Genomic DNA, 13,513 nt, shown 5'->3' on the forward strand with positions numbered 1-13,513 from the left:
TCGGAAGGAGAATAAGGCGATGGAAGAAAAACAAAATGTTAGCGAAAGGGGATATATTAAGGGGGAATTAATGCACACCATTTTTGTGAATGAAGTTGAGCATTTTTCCATTGCCAAAATAAAAATCATCGAAACGAATGAAGCTATAGAAGAAAATGAGGTAGTTATTAAAGGGTATATTTCAACACTTAATCCCAGTGAAATGTACTTATTTTATGGAGAATTTCAAGAGCATAAAAGGTTCGGTAAACAATACCAGGTTGAACAGTATCAACGGTTTATACCTAGTACAAGAGAAGGACTGATTACTTACTTATCAAGTGATTTGTTTTATGGTATAGGAAAGAAGACGGCAGAGAAAATCATCGATCGTCTCGGTGAATCAGCAGTGTCCAAGATTTTAGAGGATTCAAGTGTTCTAGATCATATACCAGGATTAACAAAGGATCGAGCAAAGCAATTAACGGAAACGTTAAAGGAAAATCAGGGGTTTGAACATATCGTCATTCAGCTTTCTCAATATGGAATTGGTTTGAAAATGGCACAAAAAATTTACGAGAAATATAAAGAAGAGGCTCTTGAGTTGTTACAAACAAACCCGTATCAATTTGTTTTAGATATTGAAGGGTTTGGATTTCAACGTGCGGATGAAGTGGCTAAACGAAATAACCTTGCAATGAATCATCCAAGTCGGATCCAAGCTGCATGTATATATACGCTTCAACAAAGTGTGCAAGAAGGCCATGTATTTGTCCCAGTAACGAAACAAGTTGAAATGGTTGATTATTTAATAAATGGAAAAGCATTCTCTATTTTTGAAGAGGATATTTCCCGAGAAATAGATGAATTAAATAAGAAAAAACAAGTAATAGTCGTTGAAGAAAATGCCTACTTACCCTCTTTGTTTTATGCTGAAAGTGGTTTTTGTACACAAATTGTAAGAATCATGGAAGGTCAGATTAAACATTCTGTAGCTGATGCGGAGTTATTGAGAATCGTTGGAGACATCGAAGAAGAGGAATCATTGAGTTATGGAAGAGAGCAATATACTGCAATCGAACAAGCACTTCGTTCAAAATTGATGATACTAACTGGTGGGCCTGGTACTGGTAAAACGACAGTAATTAAAGGTATTCTTAGAGCCTTTGGACAAATTCATGAGTTATCGTTGGATCCAGATGATTATGATAATAAATCTGATTATCCTTTTGTCCTTACTGCTCCAACTGGTAGAGCGGCAAAACGAATGAAAGAATCTACTGGCTTACCTGCTGTGACTATTCATCGTTTGTTAGGTTGGAATGGTCAGGAATCGTTTGAAATGGATGAAGATAATCAATTGGGTGGAAAGTTTTTAATCATTGATGAATTTTCAATGGTTGACATTTGGCTAGCTAATCAGCTTTTTAAGGCAATCCCAACAGATATGCAGGTATTAATTGTTGGCGATGAGGATCAATTACCCTCTGTTGGTCCGGGGCAGGTGTTATCCGATTTATTGGAAAGTGGTAAAGTTCCCGCTGTCAAATTAGAGGAAGTATATCGGCAAAAAGAAGGATCTAAAATTATTCAATTAGCACATGAAATCAAACAAAATCAATGTACGATTGATTCGTTGGAAAAGGATTCTGACTTTAATTTTATTCCGTGTGGGGAACATCAGGTAATAGAAGTCATTATTCAAATTGTTGAAAGAGCCTTTCAGAGAGGTGTAGATATAAGAGATTTGCAAGTGCTAGCTCCAATGTATCGATCACAAGCAGGTATTTTAAAAATTAATGAAGAAATACAGAAGCTTGTTAATCCGAAAAATAAGCAAAAGCGGGAAATGCGAACGAAAGATTTTGTTTTTCGTACGGGTGATAAAGTTATTCAGCTTGTTAATCAACCAGAGGATGGAGTATTTAATGGTGATATTGGAGAAATAGTTGCCATTTATCAAGAAGATGAAGGGCAAAATCAATCAGAACAAGTAGTTGTTTCGTTTGAAGACAGAGAAGTGGCATATGAGCGAAAAAATTTGAACAATTTAATGCACGCATATTGTACCTCCATTCATAAGTCCCAAGGAAGTGAGTTTCCAATTGTTATTTTACCTGTAGTGGCAGGATATCGTAGGATGTTAAGAAAAAACTTGCTTTATACTGCAATAACTCGCTCAAAAAAATCCCTATTGTTATGTGGTAATAAACAAGCATTTTTACAAGGTGTTCGGGAAGAAGATACGAATAAACGGTACACTACGCTAGTTGAAATGTTACAAGAGATAGTTACTCAATCCAATTTTATTGAGGAGCAGGAGCAGAATGAAAAGGAAGAAATTTCACCTTATGATTTTCTCTAATCAACACCAACTTTAACACAGCCATACGTTAAAAAGTATCAGTTAATGTATAATATGTGGAAATTTAGGAAATACTTGTAGTAACTTTAAGAAAACGTTAAGGAGTTGCTACAGTATGCGTTGTCCTAATTGTAGAGGAAAAGATATTGGGAAAATTGGAAACCAGCAATATTATTGCTGGAATTGTTTTATTGAGCTAACTGTTTCCGAAAATGTTTTTCAAGTTCATGAAGTAGAACAGGATGGTTCACTAAGCTCGTTAGATGATATCTTTTCAGAAGAAGAGCGAAAACTCCAATGGTAAATCGCTTACTGCAATTGTATCATCTATGGTAGGATTGGGAGAGTGCATTATTTATCGATGTACAAGAAACCGAATTGTAAAGCTGGGGAATTTGATGAACGAATGCCCGATTAAGCGTACTCGGAAAATCAGTAAGGAATCCCATTACGTTTAACGAATAAAGGAACCCTTGTCAGCAATTACACGTTGACAGGGGTTCTCTAGTCTGAATGGTTCTATAAATAATCGCAATAATCTGTGTTAGGGGCATCTAGTAGATATGTTTAATCAGAAAAAGTCGATACGAATACTTTATTGGATATTAATAGGTATATTAGCGTTTTTGTTTCTATATTTATTAACGATTTTATTCCCTTTTTATCGTTCCTTTTTTTCTATTTTATTTCGAATCTTAACACCTTTTATTGTTGCTGGTCTTATCGCTTATTTACTTCATCCAGTTGTTGAAAAATTACATGAATATAATTTCCCTAGATGGCTAGCAATCCTGCTGATTTATTTTCTATTCTTTGGTGGTGTTGGCTATATTATCTATCATACCTATCCATCTGTTGTTCAACAAATTAGGGATTTAAACGAAAACCTACCACAATTCATGGATACTTATCGATCGACCGTTTACAGTATGTATGAGAATACCTCTTTTTTACCAGAGACTGTTCATGATAGGATGGATGAATTTTTTCATGATATGGAAGAAATGATAGGTAATATGCTTACGGATAGCGTACGATATCTTACTAAATTAATGGATATTATTATTATCCTTGCAGTGATTCCTGTATTAGTTTTTTATATGTTAAAAGATTTCGATTTAATCAAGTCTTCTCTTTGGAAGTTAACACCAAAAAAGTATCGAGACGAAGGCAAGACATTAATCGTTGATATCGATAACAGTTTAGGTAATTATATACGTGGTCAATTAATTGTTTGTTTCTTTGTTGGTTTAACTACTTACGGAATTTTATGGTTTATCGATATGAAGTATCCACTCGTATTAGCGATTGTAATGGCTATTACAAATATAATTCCGTATTTTGGACCTATTCTTGGTGCTATTCCAGCTGTTATTATTGCTTTTACTATTTCAATTAAGATGGTAGTTTATGTAATTATTGCCGTTTTTGTTGTACAAATTATTGAAGGAAACTTGCTATCTCCTTTTATTGTTGGGAAAAGTATAGATATTCATCCAATACTTATTATTTTTGCGTTATTAGTAGGTGGAGAAATAGGGGGAGTAATTGGAATGATTATTGCTGTACCATTACTTTCTATTTTAAAAGTTATTGTAAGTCATACGAAGTCATTTCACTATAGTGATTGACAAACCGCAAAATGTTCACTATAATATCGAACGATAGTAACCAAATATTTACGAAAACACTGACGATCATTAGTACGTGACAGACCATCTGACTTGTTGTGCTGTTTAATAGCCACAACAGAGGGAAGAGAGGAATTTCCAAGGGCTGAAAGAAATTCTAGGTGAAGGGTCATGGAAGCTAGTTCTGAGCGCGGATAAAAGTCCGACGGAGACGCACCGTTATGGCGTTTGAGGTGATGGACAAATATGTGTCCGTAATCAGGGTGGTACCGCGAAACTAACTCTCGTCCCTGCTATCATAGCAGCAGGACGGGAGTTTTTTATATTTCAGGCCTTGGAGTCGCTAATGAAATACTAAGTTTCCCTGCAATGTATTGCTTTTACCATAAGGTTGTATAAAACTCAATAAAAGGAATCATTATCAATCATTTCTAGGAGGGTAATAAGAGTGAAACAATTAACTTCAGCACAAGTAAGACAAATGTTTTTAGATTATTTTAAAGAGAAAGGACACCGTGTCGAACCGAGTGCATCCTTAGTTCCGCATGAAGATCCGACATTACTTTGGATCAATAGTGGTGTTGCGACTTTAAAGAAGTATTTTGATGGAAGAGTAATACCAGATAACCCAAGAATTGTAAATGCCCAAAAATCAATTCGTACAAATGATATTGAAAACGTTGGCTACACTGCTAGACATCATACGTTTTTTGAAATGCTCGGTAACTTTTCTATTGGTGATTATTTTAAAGAAGAAGCAATTGAATTTGCTTGGGAATTTTTAACGAGTGAGAAGTGGATTGGATTTGAGAAAGAACGATTGTCCGTAACTGTTCATCCAGAAGATGATGAAGCATATTATTTATGGCGAGATAAAATTAAATTACCTGAAGAAAGAATCATCCGGTTAGAAGAAAATTTTTGGGATATTGGGGAAGGTCCTAGTGGTCCAAATACGGAAATTTTTTATGACCGCGGTGAACAATATGGCAATGATCCGAATGATCCTGAACTTTATCCTGGTGGAGAGAATGAGCGTTATCTAGAAATATGGAATTTAGTGTTTTCACAGTTCAACCATAATCCAGATGATACTTATACACCGTTACCAAAGAAAAATATTGATACTGGTATGGGATTAGAAAGAATGGTGTGCGTAATTCAAGATACACCAACAAACTTTGAAACAGATTTATTTTTACCAATTATAAATGAGGTTGAAAAGATTTCGTCTGTTAAATATGGTGAAAAAACTGACCTAGATGTTGCCTTTAAAGTTATTGCTGACCATATTCGTACGGTAACATTCGCAGTCAGTGATGGTGCACTTCCATCTAACGAGGGTCGTGGGTATGTTTTAAGAAGGTTACTAAGGAGAGCGGTTCGCTATGCAAAGCAAATTGGTATTGATCAGCCGTTTATGTATCGTTTAGTACCGACAGTTGGACAAATTATGAAAGAGTTTTATCCTGAAGTAACTAGTAAAACAGATTTTATTGAAAATGTGATTAAAACTGAGGAGGAGCGCTTTCATGAAACCCTTCATGAAGGTTTAACGATATTATCTGATATCATTGAAAGGGAAAAGCAAAAAGGAAGTAATGTTTTTCCGGGAGAAGAAGTATTTAGACTCTATGACACGTATGGGTTTCCTAAAGAATTAACAGAAGAGTACATTCAAGAAGCTGGGTTTCGTATGGACCAAACTGGTTTTGAGCAGGAGATGAAAAAACAGCGTGAGCGTGCTCGTCAAGCTCGTCAAAAAGTAGACTCTATGCAAATTCAAGAGGGTGTGCTAAGTGAAGTGAATGTATCGAGTGAGTTTGTTGGTTATGATTCATTAGAATCGAAAACCGTATTAGTTGAAATAGTGAAAGATAAAGCATTTAGTAATGCAGCAAATAGAGGGGAAGAAGCCTATATTATTTTAGAGGATACTCCTTTTTATGCGGAAAGCGGTGGTCAAATTGCTGATAGAGGTTTCATTTATACAGAAACAGCTACAGCTGAGGTATTAGATGTTCAAAAAGCACCTAAGGGCCAGCATTTACACCGAATTCATGTAAAGGAAGGCACTTTCAATAAAGGGGATGCTGTACATGCAATTGTGGATCGAGAATCTCGTACGCAAGTGATAAAAAATCACACAGCTACCCATTTACTTCATCAAGCATTGAAGGACGTATTAGGCGATCATGTAAACCAAGCAGGTTCACTTGTTGCTTCTGACCGTCTTCGATTTGATTTTTCACATTTTGGTTCCATCAGTGAGGAAGAATTAAACAAAATTGAAGCAATAGTGAATGAAAAAATTTGGTCTACCATACCTGTTATAGTAAATCATCATCAGCTGGAAGAGGCGAAAGAGATGGGAGCAATGGCATTATTTGGAGAAAAATATGGAGATGTCGTAAGAGTTGTAAAGGTAGGAGACTATAGTATTGAACTATGTGGAGGCTGTCATGTGGTCAATACTGCAGAAATAGGATTATTTAAAATAACTTCTGAAACTGGTATTGGAGCTGGTACAAGAAGAATTGAGGCTTCTACTGGCAAAGGTGCTTATCAATATTTATCAAATAAACAAAAACTGTTAAGTGATGCAGCAAAGCTTTTAAAAGTTGCGGAAGAAAAAGTTCCAAGTAGAATTGAAGGATTATATCAAGAACAAAGAGAATTACAAAAGGAAAAAGAATCATTAAGTGCGAAACTATCCAATTTGGAGGCATCGTCTATTTTAGATGATGTACAAGATATAAACGGTGTTAAACTCCTATCTAAACAAGTAGATGTACAAGATATGAATCAATTACGTAACATGGTAGATGAATTAAAACAAAAAATAGAATCGGGTATCATATTGCTCGGTGCAGTTAACAATGGAAAGGTACAACTAGCTGCAGGAATAACAAAAGACTTGGTAGAACGTGGTTTTCATGCAGGTAACTTAATTAAAGAGACAGCATCACGCTGTGGTGGCGGTGGTGGTGGTCGACCAGATATGGCTCAAGCCGGTGGCAAAAACCCTAAACAATTGCCTGAAGCATTAGCACACGCCGAAAATTATGTTACTTCTCAATCATAGTTTGTAAAATACTACCTATAAAAGCTATAATAGGAAATAGATAGAAGAAATAGTGAATCGCTAAAATGAAAAGTGGGGTGATTCCATGGAATCAATGGATAGAACAATGAAGTTTAATTTTTCAGACGAACATTTTGATGAAAGTGTAAAAGAAGTATTATTAACCGTCCATGAAGCATTAAGGGAAAAAGGGTACAACCCAATTAATCAAATCGTTGGATATCTGTTATCTGGAGATCCAGCCTATATCCCTCGTCATAATGACGCAAGAAATCTTATTCGAAGAATTGAACGGGACGAACTAATTGAAGAATTAGTCAAATTTTATTTAAATCAGCATAAAGAGGATGAATAATGAAGAAAATAGGGTTAGATGTCGGGCAAAAAACCATTGGGGTTGCCGTAAGTGACGCTTTTGGTTGGACAGCTCAAGGATTAACTACTATTAAATGGGATGAAAATGACATCCATAGTGCAGATGATGAGTTAGCTGCAATTATAAACGAATATGAAGTAAAAGAAGTCGTGGTTGGATTACCCAAGAACATGAATGGATCCATTGGTGAAAGAGGAGAAGCGTGTCAGCGATATGCTAGTTATTTAGAACAAAAGTTTGAGCTGAAAACCGTCTTATGGGACGAGCGTCTAACAACAATGGCTGCTGAACGAATATTAATTGAAGCCGACATGAGTAGAAAAAAAAGAAAAAAAATTATTGATAAAATGGCAGCTGCGATTATATTACAAAGTTATCTTGATGCGAATAAGTAGTTGGAGGTGTTGAAGTGGCGTTAGAGGAAAAAGAACGAATTATTATCCCAGATGAAAATGGTGAGGAACATTTATTTGAAGTTTTGTTTACTTTTGATGTAGACCAAACAGGAAATTCCTATATTGCTGTTGTACCAGTGGAGCAAAAAGATGACGAAGAGGTAGAAGTATTTGCTTTTCGTTATGAAGATCAAACAAACGAAGATGATTTATCCTTATTCCAAATCGAAACAGATGAAGAGTGGGAAATGGTTGAGGAAATGCTGAATACATTAACCGAAGAAGAAACAGATTAAAAGTAGCTTAAAAAAGTCTGATCCTATTAATGGATCAGACTTTTTTCTTTAGCTCTGAAGTCTCTATTCTTTTATATAAGAATCTGATTTTTGACAAATTGCATAAAAATATTAGAAAAATTGACAATTAGTATAGTATAATATATCGGATGAAAGGGGGATATTAAATGTCCACATCGGATAAAAATAATAAAGATAATCACCAAAACAAAAAAGATAAAAAGATAGATAAAAAACCACACGTGTTAGATCGTACATTACAGCGAAGTGAAGAGGCTAGAACAGTACGAAAAATTGTCACTATAGTATTAGTACTGATAACATTAGCGATTGTTTCCGGTGGTGTAACCGGTTATTTATATATTAAATCAGCATTGGAACCGGTCAATCCTGATGATGAAACAACTACAAGTATTGAGATACCTTTAGGATCTTCTACCTCCCAAATTGCAAATATTTTGGAGGAGAACGGGATTATTAAAGACCCTAGGGTATATCGGTTCTATATTAAGTTTAATAATGCTGGACAATTTCAAGCGGGGGAATATCAGCTTTCCCCATCCATGACACTTGGTGAAATTACGGACGCCTTACAAACAGGTAGGGTATATAAAGAACCAGTACTAACTGTAACCATTCCTGAGGGAAAGACAATCGAACAAATCGCTGATTTATATGCAGAAAAAGCAGATGTTGATAAAGAAGCATTTCTAGCCAGGGTAGAAGATAAAACATTTATTAGACAATTAATTGATGCTTACCCAACAATTTTATCGGAAGAAATTTTAAATGAAGATATCCGTACACCACTAGAAGGATATCTTTATGCAGCAACCTATCAATTTTATGAAGAAAATCCAAGTGTAGATACAATCATAAATAAGATGCTAGATAAAACAGAGGACGTTGTTCTAAACTATTATGATCAAATTAGTCAAATGGAGGAATGGACGGTTCATGACGCCATCACAATGGCCTCTTTGGTTGAAAACGAAGCGAGAACGGAGGAGGATCGAAAAATTATTGCAGGTGTATTTTATAATCGATTGGAACAGGGTATGATGCTACAGACAGACCCAACCGTTTTATATGCTTTAGGTGAACATCGAGATCGAGTCTTGTATGAGTACTTAGAAATTGAATCCCCATATAACACGTATCAAATTACTGGTTTACCTGTTGGACCTATTTCTAACTTTAATGAAAATTCTTTAAGAGCTGTTATTGAGCCAGAAGAAACAAACTATATGTATTTTGTAGCTGCAAATGATGGAAACATTTACTATTCTGAAACATATGAAAAGCATCAGGAGTTAGTTGCTAGATATTTAAATAGGGATGCAGTAGAGGCAGAATGAGTTGGGGGGGATAATCATATTCCCCCTTTTTATAAGTACAGTCGGAATTGGGTACACTGCAAGGGAACTTAAAAATTCCTCAATAATTATGTAGTTAGCGGTTTTAAAAATAAATAGAGAGGAGAATAACGGTGGACAAGCAGTTAGAAATGTATCTCACACGGATGCTTCCAAGCAGTGATGAGTGGGTTAGCAAACTGGAGAATTATGCCTACACACATGGTGTCCCGATTATGGAACCATTGGGAATTAACTTTCTCATGCAACTAGTTCGTTTACAAAAACCAACAAACATATTAGAAATTGGAACAGCTATTGGTTATTCTTCACTGCGAATGCTTGAGGCTTGTCCAAGCGCTTCTATTGTTACAGTGGAACGAGATGAGAACCGGTATATGGAAGCAGTAAACAATATAAAAGATTTAAATAAACAAAAGAATATTCATGTCATTCATGGGGATGCGCTAGAAGTGGTTGACCTCGTAGTGGAAAAAGGGCCATATGATTTATTGTTTATTGATGCTGCAAAGGGGCAGTATCAACGTTTTTTCGAGATGTATAGCAAACACTTAACAGAGGATGCCGTCATCATTTCTGATAATGTTTTATTTAAAGGATTAGTTGCTGATCAATCATTAGAAAATGAACGCTTAAGTAAAATAGCTCGTAAAATTAATTCTTATAACGAATGGCTTGTCAATCACCCTGATTATAGGACAACGATTGTACCCATAGGGGATGGTGTAGCAATCAGTGTAAAGCGATGAAACAGACAGAGGGAGTTGTTTTAGATGTCAAATCATAAACCAGTAGTGATTGGTGTTGCCGGTGGTTCGGGATCTGGGAAGACATCTGTTACTCAATCCATATATCAACGATTTTCAGATAAAAGTATTCTTGTAATTGAACAGGATTATTATTATAAGGATCAATCACACGTTCCGTTAGAGGAAAGACTAAATACCAACTATGACCATCCACTTGCTTTTGATAATGAACTACTCGTCTATCATATGCAAGAGTTACAACATCAAAGACCTATACTAAAGCCTGTTTATGATTACAAATTACATACACGATCCGATCAGGTAATACATGTCGATCCCAAAGAAGTCATTATTTTGGAAGGTATTTTAATTTTAGAAGATCCTAGATTACGGGAATTAATGGACATAAAGGTATTTGTAGATACAGATGCTGATGTTCGTATTATTAGAAGATTGATGAGGGATATCAACGAAAGAGGCCGTACCATTGATTCTGTAATAGATCAATATATCAATGTTGTTCGACCAATGCATTTACAGTTTATTGAGCCTACCAAACGATATGCTGACATCATTATTCCTGAAGGTGGTCAAAACCGTGTTGCTATTGACTTAATGGCAACTAAAATTCAAACAATATTAAATAGAAAAGAATCAAATTAATTGTCAAGTTTTTGTTAGTGTTGTGTTCGATTAAACCAAAGCTCCAATGGATACCTAACATTTGTTGCTTTTTTAATCATCACCAATAAAAGTATTGAAAGTTCTGTGAAAATCTGCCATAGTATTGGTTAGTAGTTGTATGTCATCCATTTAATAAAAGTAAAAAGAATGACTATCTTTGATAGAAATAACTGTTGGGATATAAAGGAGTGTTAGGAATGGCTGTTGAAAAAAGCTACTATATGACGCAAGAGGGGAAAGAAAAGTTAGAGAATGAACTACATTATTTAAAAACGGAAAGACGCCAGGAAGTTGTTGAACGTATTAAAATTGCTCGAGGCTTTGGGGATTTATCTGAGAACTCTGAGTATGATGCAGCAAAGGACGAGCAAGCATTTGTTGAATCAAGAATTGCGCAAGTGGAGAACATGATTCGCAATGCAGTTATTATAGAAAATGATAATGAAAATCCAGATATTGTATCTTTAGGAAAATCAGTAACATTTAAGGAACTTCCAGATGGTGATGAAGAAACTTATACTATAGTAGGTAGTGCGGAAGCAGATCCTTTTGAAGGAAAGATTTCAAATGATTCTCCAATAGCAAAAAGTTTATTAGGCCGCCAAATTGGTGAGGAAGTGACTGTTCCAACTCCGGGTGGAGATATGAATGTAAAGATTATAAAAGTAGATTAATACTTATTGTATAGGGTGCTCCTCTTAAAAGTTATCTTTTTAATTACACGATAGTAATTGAAAGTTAACCCGTTTTGGGGAACACCCTTTTAATTGTAACAGACCTGCGTAATACGGCGGGTTTATTTTTGATTGGAAAGGTTGATACTTGAACTGGGAGGTAGAGTGGATGAAAATATCTCGAGTTCAACTATCAGCCTGTTTACTGTTCCTGTTTTTCTGTTTTTTAATATATAAATTAGCAGACATTCAATTAATTTCTACAGAGAATTATGGTCCAAATAATGTGAATTTGTTAGAGGAAAGTGTGGACCAACGTTCAAGCGAGATTATACTTTCAAGTGGAAGAGGTATCATATTAGATCGAAATAAGGAACCATTATCCTACGGAGAAGTGAAGGATATTGTGCTATTTCCTTTTGTCAGTTCTATTGAGTTACCGGAAGATATAGAAAAAATATTATATACCATTGATGTCCAATGGAAGAGTAAATTAGTAAAAGAAAAAGAACCTGTCTATTTATCTCAATTAACTGGTAAAAAAGTTTCTACGGAGCTTTACGATAAAATAAGTAATGCAACCATTCCAGGTTTAGTTGCTATTAAAAGGTCACAGGAAAATGATCCGACTATTGCAGCACATTTAATAGGACTAGTTCGTAACAATCCAGACGAATACTTCGAACGTTATCAAGATTCAATACACTCAAACAAAGATGTTAAACCAATTGGTATATCGGGATTACAAAAGGCATTTGACTCATTATTAATTTCACAACAGGAACAAAGGCTGATGTATCATGTGGATGCTCTTGGTAATCCATTGCTAGGACTTGAGTTAAGGTATCTTGGTTCAGGTGATCATTTTTATCCTGCAAAAATCCGTACGACCATTGACGCAACTATCCAAACGATGATTGAAAATGTTCTTAATAGCCATCAAATGGAAAAGGGCGGTGTAGTATTATTAGATGTAAGCACGAATGAAGTTGTCGCAATGGCTTCAAGACCAAATATGAGGCAAGATCACCCTTATATCAATCATGCAATGAAGAATCAAATGCTGACAGCCCATTTTCCGGGATCTCTTTTTAAAACGGTTGTAGCAGCGGCCGCTATCGAAAATAATAGAGAAAGCTTAGATAAAATATATGATTGCAATAGAAATGTTTATGGTGATGGATCCTCTTCTAGACAATTAGGGGAGCTTAACTTTAAAGAGAGTTTTGTAGAAAGCTGTAATTATACGTTTGCGTCTATTGCAAAAGTACTGTTAGAAGATAATTCGAATATTTTACAGGATTATACAAATAAATTAGGTTTGTCAGGTCCAGTTGGTTGGACGGGGAATTTATATCACCAAGAAAACTTTAAACAATTTCCTGAAGAAGAGTTAGGTAGAGTATGGGGTGACGAATATGATCCATTTGTAGATCGGGCCATAGCACAAACAGCTATTGGACAAAAAGAAGTAAAGGTAACACCATTGGCTGTGGCAAACATGGTTAGTACGATTGTAAATAATGGAGTGAAACGTGAAATAAGCGTAGTAGATGAAATCTTATATAACAATGGTACAATTATGAAGGAATTTTCTTCAAAACAATCGATTGAAAATTCAATTGAGCCTGAAACCGCTATAAAATTAAAAGCCCTTTTCACGGAAGTAGTTAATGATGGTACGGGAAAAATGTTAAATGATTTATCAATAGCAGGAAAGTCGGGGACTGCAGAGACCGGGAGAGAAAATTCTCACCACTACTGGTTTGCTGGATTTTTCCCAGTTGAAAATCCAAAGTATTCGATGGTCGTAGTGGACTTAGACCAAACAAGTGAAATAGGCAAAACATACCCTATTTATCATGAGATTGCTGACAATTTAATGGATCAATGAGGGTCCCTT

General features: G+C 35.4%; 12 protein-coding genes. All 12 read left to right on the plus strand.

The window, feature by feature from the left end; translation table 11 throughout:
• Positions 1-19 precede the first annotated feature (19 nt).
• The 12 genes from recD2 (at position 20) to JOC48_RS00235 (ending at position 13,504) form a co-directional block, all read left to right on the plus strand.
• A complete protein-coding gene (gene recD2, locus JOC48_RS00180; protein ID WP_204497023.1) occupies positions 20-2,344 on the plus strand; it encodes an SF1B family DNA helicase RecD2 in 2,325 nt (774 codons plus the stop codon).
• A 115-nt stretch (positions 2,345-2,459) separates the two neighbouring features.
• Positions 2,460-2,648: a hypothetical protein gene (locus tag JOC48_RS00185; protein ID WP_204497024.1), complete on the plus strand. Its 189-nt coding sequence runs from the start codon at positions 2,460-2,462 to the stop codon at positions 2,646-2,648.
• 259 nt (positions 2,649-2,907) lie between these two features.
• A complete protein-coding gene (locus JOC48_RS00190) occupies positions 2,908-3,975 on the plus strand; it encodes an AI-2E family transporter (RefSeq protein WP_204497025.1) in 1,068 nt (355 codons plus the stop codon).
• Between the two features lie 448 nt (positions 3,976-4,423).
• A complete protein-coding gene (alaS, locus tag JOC48_RS00195; protein ID WP_204497026.1) occupies positions 4,424-7,060 on the plus strand; it encodes an alanine--tRNA ligase in 2,637 nt (878 codons plus the stop codon).
• A gap of 85 nt (positions 7,061-7,145) precedes the next feature.
• Positions 7,146-7,415, plus strand: a complete 270-nt coding sequence (locus JOC48_RS00200) for an IreB family regulatory phosphoprotein (RefSeq protein ID WP_204497027.1) — start codon at positions 7,146-7,148, stop codon at positions 7,413-7,415.
• A complete protein-coding gene (gene ruvX, locus JOC48_RS00205; protein ID WP_204497028.1) occupies positions 7,415-7,831 on the plus strand; it encodes a Holliday junction resolvase RuvX in 417 nt (138 codons plus the stop codon). Before JOC48_RS00200 ends, ruvX begins: the two co-directional genes overlap by 1 nt.
• A 14-nt stretch (positions 7,832-7,845) precedes the next feature.
• Entirely contained in the window at positions 7,846-8,127 is a 282-nt protein-coding gene (locus tag JOC48_RS00210; RefSeq protein WP_204497029.1) for a DUF1292 domain-containing protein, read from the plus strand.
• A gap of 167 nt (positions 8,128-8,294) precedes the next feature.
• Positions 8,295-9,485 (plus strand): endolytic transglycosylase MltG, encoded by a 1,191-nt coding sequence (gene mltG, locus JOC48_RS00215; protein ID WP_204497030.1) that lies wholly within the window; start codon positions 8,295-8,297, stop codon positions 9,483-9,485.
• A 131-nt stretch (positions 9,486-9,616) separates the two neighbouring features.
• Positions 9,617-10,252, plus strand: a complete 636-nt coding sequence (locus JOC48_RS00220) for an O-methyltransferase (protein WP_338024203.1) — start codon at positions 9,617-9,619, stop codon at positions 10,250-10,252.
• A 24-nt stretch (positions 10,253-10,276) separates the two neighbouring features.
• Entirely contained in the window at positions 10,277-10,915 is a 639-nt protein-coding gene (udk, locus tag JOC48_RS00225) for a uridine kinase (protein ID WP_204497031.1), read from the plus strand.
• Between the two features lie 218 nt (positions 10,916-11,133).
• Positions 11,134-11,610 carry a transcription elongation factor GreA gene (gene greA, locus JOC48_RS00230; protein WP_204497032.1) on the plus strand — a complete coding sequence of 159 codons (477 nt, stop codon included), beginning with the start codon at positions 11,134-11,136 and terminating at the stop codon, positions 11,608-11,610.
• A gap of 169 nt (positions 11,611-11,779) precedes the next feature.
• Positions 11,780-13,504, plus strand: a complete 1,725-nt coding sequence (locus JOC48_RS00235) for a peptidoglycan D,D-transpeptidase FtsI family protein (RefSeq protein WP_204497033.1) — start codon at positions 11,780-11,782, stop codon at positions 13,502-13,504.
• Positions 13,505-13,513 lie beyond the last annotated feature (9 nt).

It is taken from the genome of Aquibacillus albus, assembly GCF_016908325.1.
GTDB lineage: Bacteria > Bacillota > Bacilli > Bacillales > Amphibacillaceae > Aquibacillus_A > Aquibacillus_A albus.

What these genes read in the sequence shown, in the direction of transcription:
- JOC48_RS00190 (WP_204497025.1), top strand. Translation starts at nt 2,908, where the DNA reads ATGTTTAATCAGAAAAAGTCGATACGAATACTTTATTGGATATTAATA.
- JOC48_RS00235 (WP_204497033.1), top strand. Translation starts at nt 11,780, where the DNA reads ATGAAAATATCTCGAGTTCAACTATCAGCCTGTTTACTGTTCCTGTTT.
- udk (WP_204497031.1), top strand. Translation starts at nt 10,277, where the DNA reads ATGTCAAATCATAAACCAGTAGTGATTGGTGTTGCCGGTGGTTCGGGA.
- JOC48_RS00185 (WP_204497024.1), top strand. Translation starts at nt 2,460, where the DNA reads ATGCGTTGTCCTAATTGTAGAGGAAAAGATATTGGGAAAATTGGAAAC.
- greA (WP_204497032.1), top strand. Translation starts at nt 11,134, where the DNA reads ATGGCTGTTGAAAAAAGCTACTATATGACGCAAGAGGGGAAAGAAAAG.
- recD2 (WP_204497023.1), top strand. Translation starts at nt 20, where the DNA reads ATGGAAGAAAAACAAAATGTTAGCGAAAGGGGATATATTAAGGGGGAA.
- mltG (WP_204497030.1), top strand. Translation starts at nt 8,295, where the DNA reads ATGTCCACATCGGATAAAAATAATAAAGATAATCACCAAAACAAAAAA.
- ruvX (WP_204497028.1), top strand. Translation starts at nt 7,415, where the DNA reads ATGAAGAAAATAGGGTTAGATGTCGGGCAAAAAACCATTGGGGTTGCC.
- JOC48_RS00200 (WP_204497027.1), top strand. Translation starts at nt 7,146, where the DNA reads ATGGAATCAATGGATAGAACAATGAAGTTTAATTTTTCAGACGAACAT.